Genomic DNA, 21,898 nt, shown 5'->3' with positions numbered 1-21,898 from the left:
GGCCGCGGGCGGTGCGGCGGTCAGCAGGTGGGGAGGCGCCCGCCGCTGCGGAGGGCGGCAAGGGAGGCCAGCGTGCCGTCCAGGGTGTCGACCGGGATCAGCCGCAGGCCCTTGGGGGTGTTGACCTTGGCCTCGGAGCACTCGGCACGCGGCACCAGGAAGACGGTGGCGCCGTCCCGCGCTGCGGCCTGCGTCTTCAGTGCGACACCGCCGACCGGCCCGACCCGCCCCGCGGAGTCGATGGTGCCGGTGCCCGCGATGACCCGGCCCCCGGTGAGGTCGCCGCCGCTGCCGTCCCCGGCGAGCTTGTCGATGATGCCTAGGGTGAAGAGCAGTCCGGCGCTGGGCCCGCCCACGTCGGCGAGGTGCAGGGTGACCTTGACCTGGTCGGGCTGGAGGCCGAGGTGGTGGAGCGCGGCAGCGGTGGCCGCGTCCTGGGACTGCCGCATCTCGGCGGTGTTCTGCAGGTCCACCTGCCGGACGGAGCGCCCGGCCGGGTAGACGGCCTCGCTGGGGACGACGGCCCGGTCGGGGTCAGGCCAGGCCGCCAGGGCGTGCAGCAGGCTGATCCGCTCGCCGGGCGGGGTGGCCTCGATGGTGGTCATCCGCAGCTGCCCGGTGGTCTGCCGGACCGGCCGGCCGCTGATTGCGATCACCTGGACGCCCCGGTACTTGCCGAGGGTGTCGGCGGTAATCCCGGGCTGCATGACCGTGTACGGCAGCGGGGCGAGCGCCGCCACCGCGTAGAGCGCGGCGAGCAGCAGGGCACAGAGCGCGAGGGCGCGGGCACGGGGCGAGGCGATGACGGCAGGCACGTCCGGCATCAAAACACAGTGCGCGGCCCCGACGCAGCTCAGCGCAGTGCGTCGGCGACCTCGGTGGCCGCCTCCACCACCCTCGGGCCCACCCGCTCGGGGACGAGCCCGCTGAGCATCACCACGCCGACACTGCCCTCGATGCCGCTGAGCCCGACCAGGGCGGCGGCCGCGCCGCAGGCTCCGGACTGCTCCTCGGCGCGGGTGATGACAAAGCCGGGCTCGGGCCGGTGGCCGTTGCCGCGGGCGGCGAGGATGGCCCGGCCAGCGGCGCTCTCGTCCAGCGGGTGGCGCAGTCCGGTCCGGTAGGCCACGTGGAAGTCGGTCCAGCTGGGCTCGACGACGGCGACGGCCAGTGCCTCGCTGCCGTCGACCAGGGTCAGATGCGCGGTGGCGCCGAGGTCCTCGGCCAGGCTGCGCAGCGCGGGCAGCGCGGCCTCCCGCAGCAGGGGGTGGACGCGGTGGGCGAGCCGCAGTACGCCGAGGCCGACCCGGGCCCGGCCGCCGATGTCACGTCGGACCAGGCCGTGCTGCTCCAGCGTGGCCAGCAACCGGTACACCACGGTGCGGTTGACGCTGAGTCGACCGGCGAGCTCGGTGACCGTCAGGCCCCGCTCGGAGTCGGCGAGGAGCTTGAGGACCCTGACTCCCCGGTCAAGGGTCTGGGAGGTCTCAGCGGTCACGACGCTCGTTCCTTTCCGCGGCGGTCACCGGGGCCCGACGGGGCGGCGGGGCTCCGATCGGACGCGCACGGGTCGGTGACGGCGTCGTCGGCGTCGTCGGCCCTTCAGCACTCCCTCGGGGAGCGTCCACGAAAGGTAGTGAGCCGGATGCACTCAGCGGAAGTGGTTGTCCAAAATTCGGTCATGATCGAGATCTGAGGCGGCCCCGTTCCAGGACATCCCGGGCGAAACATCGGACCACCGAGACCTTTTCGTGTCCTGCAGCCAAGCCGGGTCCGGAGTTCGGACACGTACCGAGCGGCGGCATGCCGCCGCGTCAGACGGGCGCGGTACGCGGCGCCGCCGGCAGCGCGATCCGTACCTCGAGCCCTCCGCCGGACCGCGGGCAGCCGTCGGCACAGCTTCCCGGACGCTGCTCTCCCGTGCCGGACCGTCGGACCGGTCACCGCTCCCCCGGACCGCGGGGACGGCCGGCCCGGCGGCGTCCGAGGTCCTGCGGAGCTCCCGCCCCGGCCCGGGGATCAGCCCGGCCGGACCGCCCACTCCTGGATCTTGGCGATCCGCGCCTTCAACTGCCCGGCCGTCGCCTGGGCGGTCAGCGGACCGCCGCAGGCACGCCGCAGCTCGTTGTGGATGGTGCCGTGGGGCTGACCGGTGCGGTGGTGCCAGGCGCCGACCAGGCCGTTGAGCTCCTTGCGGAGCTCCCGCAGCTCCTGATGGGTGACCACGGGCCGCTTGTCGGCGGGGAGTTCGAGGAGGTCCGCCTCCTCGGCGGGCTTGCCCTTGCTGCGCTGGATCTGCCGGTGCTGGCGCTTCTGCAGCAGCATCTGCACCTGGTCCGGCTCCAGCAGCCCCGGGATGCCGAGGTACTCCTCCTCCTCCTCGCTGCCGGGGTGGGCCTGCATGCCGAACTCCATGCTGTTGTACAGCACCCGGTCGAAGACCGCGTCCGACTCCAGCGCCTCGAAGGAGAGCCCCTCCTGCTCGCCGTCGGGCTCGTCCTTGGCCTGGTTGGCCTGGGCGACGAGGGCGTCCTCCTCGTCGAAGAGCCCTTCGCTCTCCCGCTTGGGCCGGTCCAGCACATGGTCCCGCTGGAGTTCCATCTCATTGGCGAAGCCCAGCAGCATCGGCACCGACGGCAGGAAGACCGACGCCGTCTCGCCCCGCTTGCGGGCGCGGACGAACCGTCCGACCGCCTGGGCGAAGAAGAGCGGGGTGGAGATGGAGGTGGCGTAGACGCCCACGGCGAGCCGCGGCACGTCGACGCCCTCGGAGACCATGCGGACCGCGACCATCCAGCGGTCGTCGCCGGCGGCGAAGTCGGAGATCCGCTGGGAGGCCTCGGCCTCGTCGGAGAGCACCAGGGTGGCCTTGTGCCCGGTGAGTTCACGGATCATCTTGGCGTAGGCACGGGCGGCGGTCTGGTCGGAGGCGATGACCAGTCCGCCCGCGTCGGGGATGGCCTTGCGCACCTCGGTGAGCCGCCGGTCGGCGGCCCGCAGCACATTGGGCATCCACTCGCCCTGCGGGGCGAGCGCGGTCCGCCAGGCCTGGGCGATGGCGTCCTTGGTCATGGGTTCGCCGAGGCGGGCCTCGATCTCGTCGCCGGCCTTGGTGCGCCACCGCATGTTGCCGCTGTACGACAGGAAGATCACCGGGCGGACGACATGGTCGGACAGCGCGTGCCCATAGCCGTAGGTGTAGTCGGCGACGCTCTTGCGGATGCCGTCACCACCTGCGTCATAGGTGACGAAGGGGATGGGGTTGGTGTCCGAGCGGAAGGGCGTACCGGTGAGGGCGAGTCGCCGGGTGGCCGGCTCGAAGGCCTCGAAGCAGGCCTCGCCCCATGACTTGGAGTCACCGGCGTGGTGGATCTCGTCCATGATCACCAGGGTCTTGCGGCCCTCGGTGCGATTGCGGTGCAGCATCGGGTTGACGCCCACGCCCGCGTAGGTCACCACGATGCCGTGGTAGTCGCGGGACAGCGGCCCGGAGGAGTAGGCCGGGTCCAGCCGGATGCCTATCCTCGCCGCCGCCTCCGCCCACTGCTTCTTCAGATGCTCGGTCGGTGCGACCACCGTGATCTGCTGCACCAGATGGTTGTGCAGCAGATACGACGCCAGCGTCAGGGCGAAGGTCGTCTTGCCCGCGCCCGGGGTGGCGACCGCCAGGAAGTCCCTCGGCTGGGTCTCGACGTACTTGTCCAGGGCCCCCTGCTGCCAGGCACGCAGCTTCCCCGCCGTGCCCCATGGGGCGCGTCCGGGGAAGGCCGGGGAGAGGTGGTGGGATGCGGTCGCGGTACTCACGGTCTCCGAGGGTTTCGTCGGGTATAAGCGCAGGTCAGCGGCGTATCACCGAGTCAGCAGCGGTTGGACGACCTGCCCAGGGTACCGGGCTCGCCGCCGTCGTCAGGCCGAAGCGCGCGGCCTCGCGGCAGCCGGCCGGAGTGTGCCTGGTCACAGCGGGGCGAGCGGTCCCGCGGGGCGTGGGCACGGTTCCCGGTATCCCCGGAGCCGGGGCCGCCGGTTCAGTGCGGGTCGAGGGCCGGGGCCGCCGGCCGGACGCGGCCGGAGACCGCGGCCCCGAGGAGGGCCACCCCGGTCATCACCATGAAGATCACCGCGAAACCGCCGGTGGAGCCGGTCCCGGTACCGCCGGAGCCATGGGCGACCGCGGCACCGCCGAGCCCGGAGAACAGCACCCCGGCCAGGCCGACCAGCAGGATGTTGCCGAGCGCATCGCTGACCTGGAGGGAGGCCGAGTTCGCGCCGGCCTCGTCCGGAGCGGACAGACTCATCATCAGCACACTGATGGAGGCCACGGCCATCCCCATCCCGGCGCCGCCCAGCGCCCAGGCGCAGGCGACCACGGCCGCCGGCATCGCCGGGACCAGCGCCAGCGCCGCGCCCGCGATGGCCGCCGCGGTCAGCAGGAGGCCGATGCGTATCAGGGCGTGGCGGTGCCGGCCGGCCCAGGGACGCCCCTGCACCCAGGAGCCCAGTGCCCAGCTGAGGCCGCCGCTGGCGAGGGAGAGCCCGGCCAGGGTCGGCGAGAGATGGCGCTGGGTGACCAGCATCAGCGGGATGAACGCCTCCGCGGCGAAGAACGCCCCCGCGGCGACACCGCGCAGCAGGATCACGGTGGGCAGCCCCCGGGCACCGCGCAGGGTGCCGCGGGGCAGCAGTCCGGCGACGGCCGGACCGAGCAGCGCCGCACCGGCCGCCGCGGGCAGCAGGGCGATCAGGTCGAGCCGCTGCCCTGCGTACTGCAGCAGCCCCGCGCCTGCGGAGACGGCCAGCGCCAGCCGGATGCGGCGGCCGTCCAGCGAGCCGCCGGGGAACGGCGTGACGCCGCTCTGCCGCTCGGCCCTGCGCAGCGCGGGGGCCATCACCGCCACTGGCAGCAGGATGAGCGCCGGGATCGACAGGAACACCCAGCGCCAGCCGAGATGCTCGGTGACCGTGCCGGACACCGCCGGGCCGATGATCGAGGGCACCACCCAGGAGGCGGAGAAGGCGGCGAACACGGAGGGGCGCAGCCGTTCCGGGAAGGCGCGGCCGACGACCACATAGAGCGCCACGATCACCAGTCCGGCGCCGAGTCCCTGGATCGCCCGGCCCGCCACGAAGAGCCACATGTTCACCGCGGTCCCGGCGACCAGCAGGCCGCCGCCGAAGACCGCGATGCCGGTGAACAGCGGGGCGAGCGGGCCACGCCGGTCGCACCACTCACCGGAGACCACCATCGCGAAGAGGCTGGTGGTGAAGAACCCGGAGAAGGCGAAGGCATAGAGGCCCAGCCCGTGCAGCCGCTCGGCCGCCACCGGCATCGCGGTGTTGACGGCGGTCGCCTCGAAGGCGATCAGCAGCACCACGGAGACGATGCCGAGGGTGAGCGCCCGGTAGGGGCCGCCCATCACCCCGGGGAGGTCCTCCGCCGCCCCGCCGAGGCCGCTGCCGGATCCGGCGAGGAGATCGTCGGGGCGCTGATCGGCGGAGGGTGAGGAGGCTGTGGTCATGCTGTTCAGGGTAAGGCCTCAAAGCAGTGTTTGATCCTGACCTGTTGTCCTGTCTCCGCTCGGTCTCCGGTCCTAGGGCCGGACCGCTTCGCGGCCCCCCGGCGCAGCCACCCGAAGGACCCCCGTACGGGCGCCGGGTGCGCGGCCCGGCGTGGCGGCACCCGCCGCCCCCCGCACGGACCGGAAGGATGCATGTCCATGGCGCGCTATCAGTCCTACGACGGCACTCCTCTCGCCTATCGCACCCTCGGCCCGGCGGTCGACCACCCGGCCGCGCCGACACTGGTCTGCCTGGCGGGCGGACCCGGCCGGGACGCCGCCTACCTGGAGGACCTCGGCGGCCTGGACCGCGAACTGCCCCTGGTCCTCCCCGACCTGCGCGGCACCGGCGAGTCCGTGGCGGCCACCGATCCGGCCGGGTACTCCTTCCCCCGGCTGGCCGAGGATGTGGAGGCGCTCCGCGAGCATCTGGGCCTGGAGCGGTTCGCCCTGCTCGGCCACTCCGCGGGGGCCGTGGTGGCGCAGGCGTACGCGGCGCGGCATCCGGGGCGGCTGAGCCATCTGGTGCTGGTCACCCCCGGCACCCGACTGCAGGACCGGCCCACCACCGACGCCCAGGAGATCTTCCACAGCCGCCCCGGGGAGCCCTGGTACCCGGAAGCGGTGGCGGCCCTGGAGCGGCTGGCCGACGCCCATGAACTGGCGGAGATCAAAAGACTGCTGACCCGGGTGGCGCCCGGCACCTACGGCCACTGGGGGGAGCGGCAGCGGGCACACGCCGCCGCCGAGGTGTCCCAGCTCCATCCGGTGCCCCGGGCGGCCTTCTGGCAGGGCGTGGACGAGGCGGTGCGACGCGGCGTCACCGACGCCCTCGGTGCACTGGCCGCACCGGTGCTGGTGGTCACCGGCGACCGGGACGGCGCCAGCGGGGTGGCCGCCGGGGCCGTGGTGGCGGGGCAGTTCCCGAACGGGCACCACATGACCCTGGCCGGCTGCGGCCACTACCCGTGGGTCGACGAACCGGAGGACTTCCGGCGCACCGTCACCGGTTTTCTGCTGGCCGGGCGGCCCGGCGCGGCCTGACGGCCCGACGAGGGGCAGCCGCCGGAGTATTGCGGCAGCGGATCATGTGAATTGATTTCCCGGCAGGTATTGACGCGACAGCGGCCGCGCCCCCTATGATGAATACAACGGAATCAAGGACAGGAGTCGGCTGATGGACAGGAAGACGGCGGTCACCACGACACGCTGCACCTGTGCCCGGTGCGCCGACAGCTGTTGTCCCACCGCGTGTCGTCCCGCGGTCTGTTGCGCCTGAGGCGCCTGCTCACCCTTCTCCGCCGCACCACCCCTCCCGGCCGTGTGCCCGAGTGGTTCAGGGAACCGCCTGCAAAGCGGTTTACACCGGTTCGATCCCGGTCACGGTCTCTGTTTTCCGCCGAATTTTCCAGCCGGTGGGCGAATTCCGCCCACCGGCAATTCGGCATTCCCTGGGAACGGGTTGAACCACATGCGGGCCGCCCGCGTACATACGGGCAACGGTGTGGTGAGAGCCCGCAGGAGCGCCGGCACGGCGGTCAGACGACGGCGTCCTGCGGCCGGACAGGAAGGCGGGTGACGGGCCGTCCCGTGGCAGCACGGACGGCAGCCGCCACGGCGGCCGGGGCAACCACGGCGGGTGCTGCCCCGGCTGCCTTGGCACCAAAACTCGCCACCACGTCCCGTTCCTCCAGCAGTGCGGCGATCCGCACCTCCGGGGTGTCCAGCGCGGTGGGCAGCCGGTAGCCGGCGAAGGAGGGGTTCACCAGCCGCCCGTCCTCGGCCTGCAACTCCTCCAGCAGCGCCAGGCCCACGCCCTGGGTGACCCCGGCCTCGATCCGGGCCTCGATCTGCCGGGGGTTGAGCGCCCGGCCGACATCCTGGGCGACCGTCACATCGACCACCCGCACGGCGCCCAGCTCGATGTCGACGTCCACCACCGCCCGCATGGCGCAGAAGGCGACCGAGACAAAGGCGTCGCCCTGCCCCGCGTCGTCCAGCGGCTCCGTGGGGTGCGGGCGGCACTGGGCGGTGGCCCAGAGCTCCTTGCCCTCCAGCGCCTCGCTCACCGGCATGCCGAGCACGCCGTCATAGGAGGTGATCTTGCCGTCGGCGATCTGCAGCAGCTCCGGGGACATCCCGAAGTCGGCGGCGATGGGCTGCAGCAGCTGGTGCCGCACCATCAGCGCGGCCTTCTCCACCGCACCGCCCGACACCCAGGTCTGCCGGCCCCTCGAGGTCGGCCCGGCGGCGGGCTGGTCGGTGTCGACGGGGGCGATCCAGACGTCGGTGACGCCCAGCACCTCCTGCACGATCTGCCGGGCCAGGGTGGTGAAGCCCTGTCCGGTGTCCACCGCGGCACAGATCACGGTGGCCTGCTCGCCGCTGATCCGCACGGTGGCCGTGGAGACCTCGTCGGCACCCTCGGCACCCAGCATGTGCACCATGCCGACCGCATAGCCGATCCCGCGGCGCACCGCCGCCGGATCCCCGGCACCGCCCGGACCTCCGGGCAGCAGCCACTCGGTGTCGGGCTCGTCCACCGGCAGCGGCGGGAGCGGCTCGGCGGCGACCGCGTCCAGCAGCGCGCCGACCGGCGCGGGGCAGGTGACGGCCTGTCCGGTGGGCATCAGGTCGCCGGTGGCCATCGCATTGCGGCGGCGGATCTCCAGCGGGTCGACGCCCAGTTTGGCGGCCAGCTTGTCCAGCTGCGACTCATAGGCGAAGCAGGCCTGCAGCGCTCCCTCGCCGCGCATCCGGCCGGCCGGCGGGTTGTTGGTGCGCACCGCCCAGGCGTCCACAAAGACATGCGGCACCACATAGGGCCCCGCGGAGAAGGCCGCGGCGGCCGCCAGCGCCTCGCTGGAGACGTCGGCGTAGGCGCCGCCGTCCAGCAGGATCTGCGCCTCCACCTTCACCAGGTGCCCCAGCGCGTCGGCGTGGTGGCGGTAGCGCAGCAGCGCCGGATGCCGGTGGGCGTGGGCGTGGAAGGACTCCGTGCGGCTGAGCGCCATCTTCACCGGACGGCCCGTGCGCTGCGCCAGCAGCGCCAGGACGACCTGGAAGGAGAGGTCCTCGCGGTCGGTGGTGGCGCCCGGCACCCCGGTGACCACCAGCCGCACCCGGTCCGGCTCCAGGCCGAGGCAGGCGGCGGTGCGGTCGCGGTCGCCGTGCGGATCGGTGGACGCCAGGTGCAGTTCCACACCCCCGTCGGGGCGGGGGACGGCCAGTCCCGCCTCGGCGCCGATCGGCGCCGGGTCCTGGCGGCCGACCTGGTACAGGCCCTCCACCACGACCTCCCCGACCGCCTCGGGGTCGCCGAAGCGCAGCGGCAGATGGCGGAAGAGGTTGCCGTCCGGGTGCAGCGGGGCGGCGTGGAAGGCCTTCTCCGGGTCGGTGACCGGCTCCAGCACCTCGTACTCGACGGCGATGGCGGCGGCCGCCAGCCGTGCGGTGTCCGGGTGGTCGGCGGCGACGGCCGCGATCGGCTCGCCCTGGTGGCGGACCACGTCGGCGGCCAGTACCGGGCGGTCGGCGATCACCGGGCCGTGCGGGGAGCCCGCGATCCGGCCCTGATGGTCGGCGGGCAGGTCGGCCGCGGTGACCACGGCGTGCACACCGGGCAGCGCCAGGGCGGCCGAGGCGTCCACGGCGACGATCCGGGCGTGCGGGTGCGGGGAGCGCAGGACGGCGCCCCAGAGCAGCCCCTCGGCCCACAGGTCGGCGGCGTACGGGTAGCTGCCCAGCGCCTTGGGCAGCGCGTCCGCACGGACCGGGGAGGAACCCAGGCCGAAGGGCTCGGGCTCCGGCTCGGTCTGCTCCGCCGCGAGGTCGGCGGTGACGGGGTCGGCGGGGGCCGCACCCGGCAGACCGCCGAGCGCGCCGCCGACCGCGCTGCCGGGCTCGGGGGCGGATCCGGAGGCGCCTGCCGCGGTGTCGGTGGGGGAGGTCATGCGCGGTCGTCCTCAGGGAGCGTGATGCCGTGGGCGGGGGTGCCGTGCGGCGGCGTCCCGTGGTCCGGTGGTGCGCCGTACTGCGGGCCCAGGCCGTGCGCCGGATCGTAGGCCGCCTGGCCGTCGGGCGTGTAGAGGACCGGCACGGGGGCGGTGTCGGCGCCGAGGCTCTGCCGGTAGGGGTCGGGGCGGTAGGCGCCCTCGCCATAGGGCTGCTCGGCGTAGACGCCGGTGCCGTAGGGGTCGGGGGCGTAGGTGCCGTAGGTGCCGTAGCCCGCCGGTGCGCTGTGCATCGGCTGCTGCTGGTTCGGGACGGCGGCCTCCAGGACGGCGTCCAGCGGGCCGAAGAGCGGGTCGACCGGCGCGGCGGCCGGCTGGGCCACCGTCGCGGGGTCGGGCAGCGGCTCGGCGAACTGCTGCGGCGGGATCTCGGTGTACACCGGGGCGAGGTCCGGCTCCTGGTCGTACGGGACCGCGGCGGCGGCCGCCGGGAAACCGGCCGGTTCCGCCGGGACGGGCCCGGGTGCCGGGGCCTGCTGCTCGGCCGCCGCAGCCTCCGCCTCCTGCTCCGCCCTGGCCTCCAGCGCGGCGACGGCCGCGGTACGGGCCTCGGCGACCGAGTGGACCGCGTCCAGCACCCCGCGGTAGCCGGTGCAGCGGCACAGGTTGCCGCAGAGCGCCTCGCGGGCCTCCACGTCGCTGGGCCGGTGGTTGCGCTGCAGCAGGTCGTGCACGGCCATGGCGAGACCGGGCACGCAGTAGCCGCACTGCACCGCCCCGCTGACCGCGAGCGCCTGCTGCACATCGGAGGGCGCGCCGTCGGGCGCGAGCCCCTCCACGGTCTGGATGTCGCTGCCCGCCGCCAGCGCCGCGGGCACCAGGCAGGAGGCGACCAGCTGCCCGTCGACCTGCACCGAGCAGGCACCGCACTCGCCCTGCTCGCAGCCGTCCTTGGCGCCGGCCAGCCCCAGCCGCTCACGGAGCACGAAGAGCAGGCTCTCGCCGATCCAGGCGTCGGCCACCGGCCGTTCACCGCCGTTGACGCGCAGCGTGTACGAGGCGCAGGGCCGCTCGCCGGTGCCGTCCGGCATCGCCTCGAACGGCTGCGTCTCGAACGGCTGCGTCTCGAACGGCTGCGCACCGTCGCCGGCTTGCCCGCCGGAGAGGGTCGGGTGGTCCGTCACTTGAGTGCCCTCCCCAGTGCACGTCGGGCCAGGACCGCCACCGTACGCCGCAGCCGCTGGGCGGCGGCGGGCGGCCCCCCGGCGGCGGACGTCCCGTCGTCCGTGCCGGGTGGCCGGGTGCCCAGCTGGTCGGCGAGGGTCTGCGGATCGGGGACGCAGGCGCCGGCGACGTACTCGCCGAAGGCGGTGAGTGCGGCCGGGTCTATGCCCCGCTCGCCGTCCCAGTCGATGCAGGTGGCGACCCAGGTCTCGGCCTCCAGCGGCCTCAGCGGCACCGGGGCGACGGCCCCGACGGCGCAGCGGACCGCACGCCGGGCGGGATCCAGCACCAGGGCGACGGAGGCGGTGGCGCGGGCGGGGCCGCTGCGGCCGGTGGCCTTGAGGTAGACCTGCGGGGCGTGCAGCAGCGGGACGCGGACCCAGCCCAGCAGCTCACCCGGGCGGATCGGGTCGAGGCCGGTGAGCAGATGGCTGACCGGGACCTCCCTGGAGCCGGCCGGCCCGGTCAGGGTGACACCGGCCTCCAGCGCGGACAGCACGGGGAGGGTGTCGCCGGTCGGGTCGGCGGTGGCGATGTTGCCGCCCAGGGTGCCGGAGTTGCGGATCTGCGGGGGGCCCGCGGTGCGGGCCGCGTCCGCCAGTGCGGGGATCAGCGCTGCGAAGTCGGGGCGGCCCATCCGGGCGTGGGTCAGTCCGGCGCCGAGGACCGCGGTGCCGCCGTCCTCGTAGCGCCAGCCCCGCAGCTCGCTGATCCGGCCCAGGCCGACCAGGGCGGGAGGCCGCAGCAGTCCGGCGTTGACGGCGCCCATCAGATCGGTGCCGCCGGCCACCGGCACGGCGGCCGGCACGGCGGCCAGCGCCTGGACGGCCTCGTCCAGTGTGGCCGGAAGCATGATGGTCCGGTTCACCCTGTTGTCACCGCGCTCTGCTCAGTCACGACGCCGCCCCTTCTCCGCCCGTACGGTACGTGGAAACCCCGCGGGCGGGGAAACTCTGGCACACAATCCGCGGTGATCATTTGCGGGGTGCCGGAGCGCTCTGCCGCTCCCGCGGTGCCCCGGCACACCGAAGCCCCCGCAATCCGGGCACACACCGCTCACCCCTACCGACGGCCGGGCCGTACCGGCAGTTCCCGGCCGTGCCCGACCCGAGCCTACGCACCGGCGGAAGCCCCCGATCCGCCGCCCGGGGTGCGGGAACCCGGCACCTGCCCGGACCCGCCGGGTTCCGGTCCGCGGCCGGCCCGGTCCGCGGCCGGCGGCCGGCGGCCTGCGCCGGTGCACGGCCCGGGGCACCCCGGGAACGTCCGCCGGACGACGTCCCGCACCCGTCGCGCGGTGCGCGGCCCGGCGGAGCCGTGCTCTGCGATCACACGTTGGGGGGAGGCCCGTCGATCGGGCGTCCGACCACGCCGGGCCACCGCTGCCAGGGGTGCGGGCCGGTCGGCGGCCGGTACTCCACGCCCAGCGCGTCCAGCCGGGCCAGATGCCCCGCCAGCCGCTGCTGGAAGCCGGGCAGGTCCCGCTCGCCCGGATCGGCCGGCAGCTGCGACCAGGCGACCTCGGCGAACGCCGCCAGCCGGGGGAACAGCCGGTAGTCGACCTCCCGCGGGCCCTCGGCCATCTCGGTCCACAGATTGGCCTGGGTGCCGATCACATGCCGGGCGGCGTCGGCGTCCTCCCGCAGCTGCGGCGGGACGGGCTCGAAGCGGTAGACGTCCGCGACGGTGCGCACATAGCCGACCGGGACGGGCTCGTCGTCGCCCTCGGCCTGCCGGTGGTCCAGATAGACCTGCTGCTCCGGGCACATCACCACGTCGTGCCCGGCCCGTGCGGCCGCCACCCCGCCCGCGTACCCGCGCCAGGAGGACACCACGGCGCCCTCCGCCAGTCCTCCTTCGAGGATCTCGTCCCACCCGGTCAGCCGCCGCCCGCGCGCGGTCAGCCAGCGGTCGAAGTGCCGGATGAACCAGCTCTGCAGCTCGTCCTCGTCCGCCAGGCCCAGTTCGCTGATCCGCGCCTGGGCCGCCGGACTGGCCCGCCACTGGTCCTTGGGGCACTCGTCGCCGCCGAGGTGCACAAACGGGGACGGGAAGATCTCCAGTACCTCCTCCAGCACCTCCTCGTAGAAGCGCAGGGTGGCGTCCTCGACATTGAGCACATTGGGGTTGACGCCCCAGTCGGTCCAGGTGCGCAGAGCGGCGGTGTCGACCACGTCGTGGTTGCCGAGCTGCGGATAGGCGGCGATGGCGGCCTGGGAGTGCCCGGGGATGTCGATCTCGGGGACGACGGTGATCTGCCGCTCGGCGGCGTACGCGACGATCTCCCGCAGGTCGTCCTGGCTGTACCAGCCGCCGTGCGGCCGGTCGTCACGGCGCTCTCCGGCGCGGAAACCGACCATGGACCGCTCGCGCCAGCCGCCGACCTCGGTGAGCCGGGGGTGGCGGCGGATCTCGATCCGCCAGCCCTGGTCGTCGGTGAGGTGCAGATGCAGGACGTTGAGCTTGTGCGCGGCCATCAGGTCCAGGTACCGCAGGACCTCGTACTTGGGCAGGAAGTGCCGGGCCACGTCCAGCAGCAGGCCGCGCCAGCCGAAGCGGGGCGCGTCCTGGATCTGGCAGACGGGAAGGTGCCAGCTGCGCCCGGCCAGCGGGGCCCTGCGGTAGGCGTCAGGACCCAGCAGCTGGCGCAGGGTCTGGGCACCCCAGAAGACCCCGGCCGGGCCACCGCCGAAGATGTCCGCGCCATTGGGCGAGACACGGATCTGGTAGCCCTCGGGGCCCAGCTCCTCGGTCACCAGCGGGTGCACGGCCAGCCGGATGGCATGGCCTTCCACCTGCTCCTGCGGGGCGAGCCGGAAGCCGGTGGCGGCGGCCAGCTCGGCGCGCAGCCACCGCTCGGCCTGCTCGGCTCCGGGGCCGGCGCACAGCGCGGTGTCCGGTCCGAGGGCGATGCACTTGCCATCCCCGTACCGATGGGCGTCCAGCGGGGCAGGTACCAGGTCCATGGGGATCATCCTGCCCCGCCGCGCGGGATCGGCACAGACCGGCCCGTGGCCGTCAGGCCTTGCCGCCGCCCTTGCCGCTCTTGTCCTTGTCCCCGCCGCCGAGCGGCATGGACTCGAAGATCTCCTTGCACATGGGACAGACCGGGTACTTCTTGGGGTCGCGGCCCGGCACCCACACCTTGCCGCAGAGTGCGACCACCGGCGATCCGGAGAGCGCGCTCTCCATGATCTTGTCCTTCTGGACGTAGTGCGCAAAGCGCTCGTGGTCGCCGTCCCCGTTGGACACCTGGGGGGTCGGCTCGACGAGAGTGCCGGTGCCGTGACCGCGCTCGGGCTCGAGAGTGCTCATACGACCCAAGTCTAGGCGCCCCACCCCCGGTCGCCGCCAGGCCCGGCGGCACCGCGCCGCGGCGGACGGGCGGATTCAGTTCATGGTCGGGTCGTCCGGATAGGTGGCCATCATCGCCAGCTCGCCGCGCTGCCGGCGCAGCACCGAGCGCCAGAGCTGGCCCGGATCGGGCGAGGAGACGTCGCCGGGCTCGCACTCCACCACGTACCAGGCGCCCTCGATCAGCTCGTCCTCCAGCTGCCCGGGCGACCAGCCGGCGTACCCCGCGAAGACCCGCAGCGAGCCCAGCTCGGCGGCCAGCAGTTCGGGCGGGGCCTCCAGATCCACCAGGCCGATGGCACCGTGCACCCGCCGCCAGCCCAGCGGGTCCTCGGCCGCCGGCTCCCCGGGCACCACGGCCAGGGCCAGCGCCGAGTCCAGCGCGACCGGGCCGCCCTGGAAGACCACGGCCGGGTCGCCCGCAAGATCCGCCCACGGCGCCAGCACCGCGGAGACGTCCACCGCGGTGGGCCGGTTCAGCACGACCCCCAGCGACCCCTCCTCGTCGTGGTCGAGGAGGAGCACCACGGCCCGCTCGAAGTTGGGGTCGGTCAGCGCGGGCGTCGCTACGAGCAGCCGTCCGGTGAGCGAGGAGACCTCGGTCATGCAGGACATGATCCCGCATGGGCGGGCCGCACGGGTAGCCGACGCGGCCGGGGGTAGACGCCGGCGGACGACCCGCCCGATCGAGAGCCAATGTGACATACATCACACCGAATCCGCCGACCAGCGGGGTTTCAACAGCCCCTTGGACCCTTCACGCCACGAGGGAACCACGGGGCGGACCATTACCATCTTCATCGTGCGGAGGGCTGTCGACGCTTCGGCACGTCCCCCAGCCGACCTCCACCGTACGAGCATCACCCCGCACCGACCGCACACCCGGGAATGCGAGAGACATGACCGACGACGTCCTGCTTGTCCACGGCGGCACCCCGCTCGAGGGCGAGATCCGAGTCAGAGGCGCGAAGAACCTCGTGCCCAAGGCCATGGTCGCCGCGCTGCTCGGCCATGAGCCGAGCCGGCTGCGCAATGTCCCGGACATCCGCGACGTCAAGGTCGTCCGGGGCCTGCTCCAGCTCCACGGTGTCACCGTGCGCCCCGGCGAGGAGGAGGGCGAGCTGATCCTCGACCCCTCGCACGTGGAGAGCGCCAACGTCGCGGACATCGACGCCCACGCCGGGTCCTCCCGGATCCCGATCCTCTTCTGCGGCCCGCTGCTGCACCGGCTCGGCCACGCCTTCATCCCCGGCCTGGGCGGCTGCCACATCGGCGACCGGCCGGTCGACTTCCACCTCGACGTGCTCCGCCAGTTCGGCGCGGTGGTGGACAAGAATGCCGAGGGCCTCTACCTCACCGCCCCGCAGCGGCTGCGCGGCACCAAGATCGCGCTGCCCTACCCGTCGGTCGGCGCGACCGAGCAGGTGCTGCTCACCGCGGTCCTGGCGGAGGGCGTCACCGAGCTGACCAACGCCGCCATCGAGCCCGAGATCGTCGACCTCATCTGCGTCCTGCAGAAGATGGGCGCCATCATCTCCATGGGCACCGACCGCACCATCCTGATCACCGGCGTCGACCGGCTCGGCGGCTACAACCACCGCGCCCTGCCGGACCGGCTGGAGTCCGCCTCCTGGGCCTGCGCCGCCCTCGCCACCCACGGCAACATCTATGTCCGCGGCGCCCGCCAGCTGGAGATGATGACCTTCCTCAACACCTTCCGGAAGGTCGGCGGCGCCTTCGAGGTGGACGACAACGGCATCCGCTTCTGGCACCCCGGCGGCGAGCTCAACGCCATCGCCCTGGAGACCGACGTCCACCCAGGCTTCCAGACCGACTGGCAGCAGCCCCTGGTCGTCGCCCTCACCCAGGCCACCGGCCTGTCCATCGTCCATGAGACGGTGTACGAGTCGCGGCTGGGCTTCACCTCCGCGCTCAACCAGATGGGCGCGCACATCCAGCTCTACCGCGAGTGCCTGGGCGGCACCCCCTGCCGCTTCGGCCGCCGCAACTTCCAGCACTCCGCGGTGGTCTCCGGCCCCAGCAAGCTCCAGGGCGCCGACCTGGTCATCCCCGACCTGCGCGGCGGCTTCTCGTACCTGATCGCCGCCCTCGCCGCCCAGGGCACCTCCACGGTGCACGGCATCGACCTGATCAACCGGGGCTACGAGAACTTCATGGACAAGCTGCGGGCCCTCGGCGCCAGCATCGAGCTGCCCGAACCGGCCGCTGCCGCAGCCTCCTGACGTCGCATCACCACCGGCCCCGGGGACACTCGGGGCCCGGCCGACACCGGCCCCCAGGACCCGATCGGGTCCTGGGGGCCGAGCTGTTGTCCGGCCCGTCGGCCCCGGCCCCCGGCACTGCTGCGGGACACCCCCGGCCGACCCCCGGGTGCGGCTGGCCGCCGGACGAGCCGTCGGCGGCCTTTGCCTGAAGGGTCGTCAACTGCCGTGGTACAGCCGGTCGAGATCGACCAGCAGCACCTCGCCGCGTGACGCGGCGGTGCGCAGCCCGGGGCTGAATCCGGCCGCCCCGTAGCAGGCGGGCAGGGTGCGGGAGGTGTCCTCACCGCGGGCCGTCAGGATCTCCAGCACCCGGTGCAGCCCTTCGAGGTCGGGGAGGTCCAGCGGCTCCGCCCAGCGGGCGGTGCCCACCGAGAGCAGGGCGGCGGGCCGGCCACCGGCCTCGCCGCGGACGGCGACGTCCACGGCGAGGTCGGCGACCGCGCCCGGCAGGGCCGAGGTCGCGATGCCGGGGAAGGTCGACGTGCTCGCATAGCCGAGGGCCCAGTCACGGCAGAGCCGGGCGAAGTGCGGGCCCACGACGGCCGCGTCGAAGACCGGCCGCAGCTGCGGCCAGACCTCGGCGGGCGGCTGCCGCTCCAGCTGGGAGCGGTGGGGCCGCAGCACCGCATGCTCGAAGGCGAGCAGCGGCTCGGTGATGCGCAGCCGCTCCCTGCGCGGGTGGAAGGCGTTGGGTTCGCAGGTCAGCAACCCGCAGTCCTGGAGCTGGGCCAGCGCGTGGGTGACGTCCTCCAGCCGCAGGCCGAGCCGCTCGGCGATCTCACCCCGGGTGGCGGCGCCGGAGGCCACGGCGGCGAGGGTGGAGTGGCAGACGGCCCGGTCGGGCAGGCCGGGCTCCTCCTCGAGCAGGTGGGTGGCCTCGTGGAAGAGCGGCATCCGGGGGTTGAGGACGGTCCGGCAGATCCAGGCGTCGAGGTCGTCGGGCGCCGACGGGGTGTCGTCGCAGACGTAGTCGTGGCGGTAGGCGGCCGAGCCGCCGAGGACGGCGTGCAGTTCCACGGCAAGCCCGGGGTCGGTGACACCCCACAGCCGGGCGGCCTGCCGGAAGTCCAGCGGATGGACGGTGAGGCTGAGCCCGGCGACCCCGTGCAGCGGCGAGGTGGAGCCGAAGACCCTGCCCATCACCGAGCGGGCGCTGCCGCAGAGCAGCAGCCGGGTCCGGCTGCGCTCCCGCGGCTGGTGCGGTCGTCCGTAGGCATTGAGCAGCACGGACGGCAGCGCCGGGCACTGGCGGACCAGATGCGGGAAGCCGTCGAGCACCACCGGGAGGGGCTGCCGCTCCCCCAGCGCGAACAGGGCGTCGAGCGCCTCGCCCCAGCGGGTCAGGCGCGGGGGCTCGGTGCTGCCGGTGTGGCGGGCGAGGTCGTCGGCCAGTCGGCGCAGCGACTCGGACTCGGCACCCTCCTGGGCGGCGAAGTAGAACCCCCCGCACTCGGCGGTCAGCGCCTCCAGCAGGGCGCTCTTGCCCTGCCGGGGCGGGCCCGCGACGACGCCCAGGGTGGCGCCGGGCCGGTCGTTGCAGACGAAGGCCGCCAGCTCCGCCCACTCGGCCTCCCGGTCGAAGATCTCCGGGGGCTTGCGGAGCTGGGCGAGGTCCATGGTCCCGATCCTAGACTCGGTGGATACGGACAGCATTCGAGCTGTCACTCAGTGGAGCCGGGGGTCGGCACCGTATGGGTCAGTGGTGGTACCGGAACATCTCCGAGCCGGGCAAGCTGCCGCTGCTGGCGTGCCTGCTGGCCTTTGTGCTGACCTTCCTGGTGACCCGTACCGTCACCCGGACGATCCGGGCCGGACGGGGACCCTTCCGCAACATCAGCTCGGGCGGAGTGCACATCCACCATGTGGTGCCCGGGATCCTGCTGGCCACCGTGGGCGGCTTCGCCGCGGTGGCGTCTCCCGGGCAGGGCGCGGGGAAGACCGCGGCAGGGGTGATCTTCGGGGTCGGCACCGGGCTGGTGATGGACGAGTTCGCGCTGGTGCTGCATCTGCACGACGTCTACTGGACCCAGGAGGGACGCCGCTCGGTGGAGATGGTGGTGCTCACCGCCGCCGCGGTGGGGGTGGTGCTGCTGGGCGCGGTGCCGTTCGGGGTGAACGAGGTCGGCCGGGCGGAGCGGGTCGACCGGGCGGAGCTGGTCGTCACCGTGCTGGTCAACTTTCTGCTGGTGGTCGCGGCGATCGCCAAGGGGAAGTACCGGATGGGGGTGGTCGGAGTGCTGGTGCCGGTCATCGCCCTGGTGGGCGCGGTACGGCTGGCCCGGACGGACTCGCCGTGGGCCCGCCGCCTGTACCGTTCACCGCGCAAGCGGCGGCGCGCCGCCTCCCGGCAGGCGCGGCACGACGCACGGTGGACGACGGCCCGCCGACGCATGGAGGACTGGCTGGGCGGCACCCCCCGGGAGTGACCCGGACGGAGTCGGCGAGCAGGGCCGGACGGGAGTCAGTCGGCCGGGCCGGGCGGTGTCAGTCGGCGGGGCCGGGCGGCACCACCCCGAGGGTGAGGGCGGGCAGGCCGCCGTCGGTGAGCCAGTCGAGCAGGGGCGCATATCTGCCGCGCTCCGTCCGGTCCTCCTCACGAGCCGTCTGCGCCGCGGCCGCTGCCGCTTCGTCGACATCCGATGCCCGGTATGTCACATCTCCTCCTCGTTCGGTGACGTTGAGGATACATCCGGTCACAGATGGTGGCGCTGGGCCTGCTTGCGGGTCTCGTACTGCTTTCGGGCGTCGACCGCCGCCGGGCGGGTGGCGGTCTCGGCGACTGCGACATCCCACCAGGCGTGCGGGGCGAGGGCCTCCGCGGCAGGGTCCGGCGGGGCGGTCTCGACATGGACCGCGGTGGGGCGGACGGCGGCGCGGGCGGCGCGCAGTGCGTCGCGCAGCCCGGCGACGGTGTCGGCGCGCAGTACGTCCAGGCCGAGGCTGGCCATGTTGGCGGCGAGGTCCACGGGGAGCGGGGCGCCGGTGTAGCCGCCGTCGGCGGCCCGGAAGCGGTAGGCGGTGCCGTAGCGCTCTCCGCCGACCGACTCGGACAGTCCGCCGATGGAGGCGTAGCCGTGGTTCTGCACCAGCACCGGGATGATCTTGACCCCCTCCTGGACCGCGGTGACCAGCTCGGTCGGCAGCATCAGATAGGTGCCGTCGCCGACCAGCGCGAAGACCTCCCGGTCGGGGGCGGCCAGCCGCACCCCGATGGCCGCCGGGATCTCATAGCCCATGCAGGAGTAGCCGTACTCCAGGTGGTACTGGCGACGGTCGCGGGAACGCCAGAGCTTGTGCAGGTCGCCGGGGAGCGAACCGGCCGCGTTGACCAGCACGTCACGGGGGTGCAGCACCTCCTGGAGTACGCCGATGAGCTGGGCCTGGGTGGGCCGGGCGGCCGGGTCGGGGGCGGCCGTGGCCGCGTCGACGGCGCGGTGCCAGGCGGCGAGGTCCTGCGCATGCTCCCCGGCCGAGGCGGCGCGGTGGCCGTGCAGGGCGGCCGTGAGCGCGGTGAGGGCGGCGCGGGCGTCGGCGACCACGGGAAGCCCCGCCAGCTTGCAGGCGTCGGCGGGGGCGATGTTGAGATTGGCGAAGCGGACGTCCGGTTCGGCGAAGAGGGTGGCCGAGGCGGTGGTGAAGTCGGTCCAGCGGGTGCCGACGCCGAGGACGAGGTCGGCGCGGGCCGCGGCGCGGTTGGCCGCGGTGGTGCCGGTGTGGCCGACGGCACCGAGCGCCGCGGGATGGTCCCACGGCAGCGAACCCTTGCCCGCCTGGGTCTCGGCCACCGGGATGCCGGTGGCGTCCACCAGCTCGCGCAGGGCCTGCTCGGCGGCGCTGTGGTGCACTCCCCCGCCGGCCACGATCAGCGGGCGGCGGGCGGCGCGCACGGCGTCGGCCGCGGCGGCCAGGTCGACCGGGTCGGGCTGCGGACGGCGTACCCGCCAGACGCGGTCGGCGAGGAAGTCCGCGGGCCAGTCGTACGCCTCCGCCTGGACGTCCTGCGGCAGGGCGAGGGTGACCGCGCCGGTGTCGACCGGGTCGGTGAGCACCCGCACGGCCTGGAGCGCGGACTGGATCAGCATCTCCGGACGCCAGATCCGGTCGAACCAGCGGGAGACCGGGCGCAGCGTGTCATTGACGCTGAGGTCGCCGGCCCAGGGTGTCTCCAGCTGCTGGAGGACGGGGTCGGCGGGGCGGGTCGCGAAGACGTCGCCGGGGAGCAGCAGCACGGGCAGCCGGTTGACGGTGGCCAGGGCGGCACCGGTGACCAGATTGGTGGCGCCGGGGCCGATGGAGGTGGTGACGGCGTGGGTGGAGAGCCGGTCGGACTGCCGGGCGTAGCCGACGGCGGCATGCACCATGGCCTGCTCGTTGCGGCCCTGGAGGTAGGGCATCTCGGCGGCGGACTCCAGCAGCGCCTGGCCGAGCCCGGCGACATTGCCGTGGCCCAGGATGCCCCAGGTGGCGGTGATCAGACGGCGGCGCTCGCCGTCCCGCTCGGTGTACTGGGCGGCCAGGAAGCGCACCAGGGCCTGCGCGGTGGTCAGCCGGACGGTGCGTCGGGTCATCGCTGCCGGTCCTTCCGGTCGGGGAACGGGAGTCGGGGGTCGGCGGGTTCGTCCGCCCAGGTGTCGCGGACCCACGCATGGTCGGGGTCGTCGCAGATCAGCCAGGTGCGCTCGGGGTCGGGCCCGGCCATGACGTTGAGGTAGTAGAGGTGGTAGCCCGGGACGGCCATGGTCGGGCCGTGCCAGCCGTCCGGGACGAGGACGGCGTCGCCGGTGCGGACCTCGGCCAGTACGTCGGCGCGGGAGTGGGGGCCGGAGGGGCGGACCCGGTGGTACGCCGGGCCGCCCCGGTCCACGGTGAACCAGTAGATCTCCTCCAGCTGCGACTCCAGGCCCGGCCGGTGGCGGTCGTGCTTGTGCGGTGGGAAGGAGGACCAGTTTCCGGCGGGGGTGAGCACCTCCACCGCGATCAGCCGGTCGGCCTCGAAGACCTCCGCGGCGCAGAAGTTGTTGACCTGACGGGCGGCCCGCCCGGCGCCGCGGATCTCCACCGGCACACCGGCGGCGGGGCCGTGGCGGAAGGGCAGTCTGCGTTCGCAGCGGGCACCGGCCAGGGCGAAGCGGCCGCCGGCGGGTGAGGTGACGGTGGCGCGGGCGTCGCGGGGCAGATAGGCGAAGTCGCTGACCCCGGTGAAGACATCGGGGCGTCCCTCCAGCTCCAGCAGTTCGCCGTCGCACTCCACCGCGGCGGCGCCGGAGAGCGGCAGCAGGATCCATTCGCTGTCGCCGGTGTCCAGGGTGCGGGCGCCGCCGGGGGCGAGGTCCAGGATGCGCAGCGAGGAGCGGGCCCAGCCGGCGGTGGACGGGTCGATCCAGCAGCGGTAGCCGTCGCGGGCGGCGGTGCCGTCGGGCAGGTGCAGCTTCACGGACTGGCTCTCCTCGGGGCGGACGGGCGGGCGGGCCTCTGTCGGCGTGGGCTGACGGGGGTTGATGGGCGGGGGCGCCGGACTGGTTCGGGG

At 73.9% G+C, this 21,898-nt stretch carries 17 protein-coding genes and 1 tRNA gene; 4 read left to right on the top strand and 14 right to left on the bottom strand.

What is annotated here, in order from left to right; all coding sequences use genetic code 11:
- Positions 1-20: 20 nt before the first annotated feature.
- The 4 genes from AB0761_RS23705 to AB0761_RS23690 form a co-directional block, all read right to left on the bottom strand.
- Complete coding sequence (locus AB0761_RS23705; RefSeq protein ID WP_377271146.1) at positions 21-824, bottom strand: S16 family serine protease; 804 nt, start codon at positions 822-824, stop codon at positions 21-23.
- Between the two features lie 29 nt (positions 825-853).
- Positions 854-1,498: an IclR family transcriptional regulator gene (locus tag AB0761_RS23700; protein ID WP_055586752.1), complete on the bottom strand. Its 645-nt coding sequence runs from the start codon at positions 1,496-1,498 to the stop codon at positions 854-856.
- Positions 1,499-2,019: 521 nt separating this feature from the next.
- Complete coding sequence (locus AB0761_RS23695; protein ID WP_377271144.1) at positions 2,020-3,804, bottom strand: DEAD/DEAH box helicase; 1,785 nt, start codon at positions 3,802-3,804, stop codon at positions 2,020-2,022.
- Between the two features lie 221 nt (positions 3,805-4,025).
- Positions 4,026-5,516 (bottom strand): MFS transporter, encoded by a 1,491-nt coding sequence (locus AB0761_RS23690; RefSeq protein WP_377271142.1) that lies wholly within the window; start codon positions 5,514-5,516, stop codon positions 4,026-4,028.
- A 198-nt stretch (positions 5,517-5,714) separates the two neighbouring features.
- Here AB0761_RS23690 and AB0761_RS23685 point away from each other — a divergent pair, with 198 nt between their 5' ends.
- Together AB0761_RS23685 and AB0761_RS23680 are read left to right on the top strand one after the other, a co-directional pair.
- On the top strand, positions 5,715-6,599 hold the full coding sequence (locus AB0761_RS23685; protein ID WP_377271141.1) for an alpha/beta fold hydrolase: 885 nt from the start codon (positions 5,715-5,717) through the stop codon (positions 6,597-6,599).
- 273 nt (positions 6,600-6,872) lie between these two features.
- Positions 6,873-6,944 (top strand) — tRNA-Cys (locus AB0761_RS23680).
- A gap of 149 nt (positions 6,945-7,093) precedes the next feature.
- On the opposite strand, the gene AB0761_RS23675 is transcribed toward AB0761_RS23680, so the two are convergent.
- From AB0761_RS23675 to AB0761_RS23650, 6 genes are all read right to left on the bottom strand, one after another.
- Entirely contained in the window at positions 7,094-9,508 is a 2,415-nt protein-coding gene (locus AB0761_RS23675) for a xanthine dehydrogenase family protein molybdopterin-binding subunit (protein WP_377271140.1), read from the bottom strand.
- Positions 9,505-10,692, bottom strand: coding sequence for a (2Fe-2S)-binding protein (locus AB0761_RS23670; protein ID WP_377271138.1), 1,188 nt, complete (start codon positions 10,690-10,692; stop codon positions 9,505-9,507). The genes AB0761_RS23675 and AB0761_RS23670 overlap by 4 nt, the downstream gene beginning before the upstream one ends.
- Positions 10,689-11,585, bottom strand: coding sequence for an FAD binding domain-containing protein (locus AB0761_RS23665; RefSeq protein ID WP_377271137.1), 897 nt, complete (start codon positions 11,583-11,585; stop codon positions 10,689-10,691). The genes AB0761_RS23670 and AB0761_RS23665 overlap by 4 nt, the downstream gene beginning before the upstream one ends.
- A 475-nt stretch (positions 11,586-12,060) precedes the next feature.
- Entirely contained in the window at positions 12,061-13,698 is a 1,638-nt protein-coding gene (locus AB0761_RS23660; RefSeq protein ID WP_377271136.1) for a beta-N-acetylhexosaminidase, read from the bottom strand.
- Positions 13,699-13,750: 52 nt separating this feature from the next.
- Positions 13,751-14,047, bottom strand: a complete 297-nt coding sequence (locus tag AB0761_RS23655; protein ID WP_055591007.1) for a DUF3039 domain-containing protein — start codon at positions 14,045-14,047, stop codon at positions 13,751-13,753.
- Positions 14,048-14,122: 75 nt separating this feature from the next.
- Positions 14,123-14,701: a YqgE/AlgH family protein gene (locus tag AB0761_RS23650; protein WP_377271135.1), complete on the bottom strand. Its 579-nt coding sequence runs from the start codon at positions 14,699-14,701 to the stop codon at positions 14,123-14,125.
- 284 nt (positions 14,702-14,985) lie between these two features.
- Here AB0761_RS23650 and murA point away from each other — a divergent pair, with 284 nt between their 5' ends.
- Positions 14,986-16,329 (top strand): UDP-N-acetylglucosamine 1-carboxyvinyltransferase, encoded by a 1,344-nt coding sequence (murA, locus tag AB0761_RS23645; protein ID WP_377271134.1) that lies wholly within the window; start codon positions 14,986-14,988, stop codon positions 16,327-16,329.
- Positions 16,330-16,527: 198 nt separating this feature from the next.
- On the opposite strand, the gene AB0761_RS23640 is transcribed toward murA, so the two are convergent.
- Complete coding sequence (locus AB0761_RS23640) at positions 16,528-17,988, bottom strand: ATP-binding protein (RefSeq protein WP_377271133.1); 1,461 nt, start codon at positions 17,986-17,988, stop codon at positions 16,528-16,530.
- Between the two features lie 74 nt (positions 17,989-18,062).
- Between AB0761_RS23640 and AB0761_RS23635 the strand changes: the two genes are divergently transcribed.
- Positions 18,063-18,797, top strand: a complete 735-nt coding sequence (locus AB0761_RS23635; RefSeq protein ID WP_377271132.1) for a hypothetical protein — start codon at positions 18,063-18,065, stop codon at positions 18,795-18,797.
- 58 nt (positions 18,798-18,855) lie between these two features.
- Here the strand turns inward: AB0761_RS23635 and AB0761_RS23630 are convergent, their stop codons facing one another.
- From AB0761_RS23630 to iolB, 3 genes are read right to left on the bottom strand one after another with little or no spacing between them, the layout of a single operon-like run.
- Positions 18,856-19,026: a hypothetical protein gene (locus AB0761_RS23630; protein WP_377271130.1), complete on the bottom strand. Its 171-nt coding sequence runs from the start codon at positions 19,024-19,026 to the stop codon at positions 18,856-18,858.
- A gap of 38 nt (positions 19,027-19,064) precedes the next feature.
- Positions 19,065-20,939, bottom strand: coding sequence for a 3D-(3,5/4)-trihydroxycyclohexane-1,2-dione acylhydrolase (decyclizing) (iolD, locus tag AB0761_RS23625; protein WP_377271129.1), 1,875 nt, complete (start codon positions 20,937-20,939; stop codon positions 19,065-19,067).
- The gene (gene iolB / locus AB0761_RS23620; RefSeq protein WP_377271127.1) at positions 20,936-21,805 is read right to left on the bottom strand and encodes a 5-deoxy-glucuronate isomerase; all 870 of its coding nucleotides are present in this window, start codon (positions 21,803-21,805) and stop codon (positions 20,936-20,938) included. The genes iolD and iolB overlap by 4 nt, the downstream gene beginning before the upstream one ends.
- Positions 21,806-21,898: the final 93 nt, after the last annotated feature.

Origin of the sequence: Peterkaempfera podocarpi, from assembly GCF_042466665.1 — a bacterium.
GTDB classification, from domain to species: Bacteria; Actinomycetota; Actinomycetes; order Streptomycetales; family Streptomycetaceae; genus Peterkaempfera; species Peterkaempfera podocarpi.
Note: the sequence above shows the minus strand (reverse complement) of the source record. Positions and strands in the feature narration are given on the sequence as shown.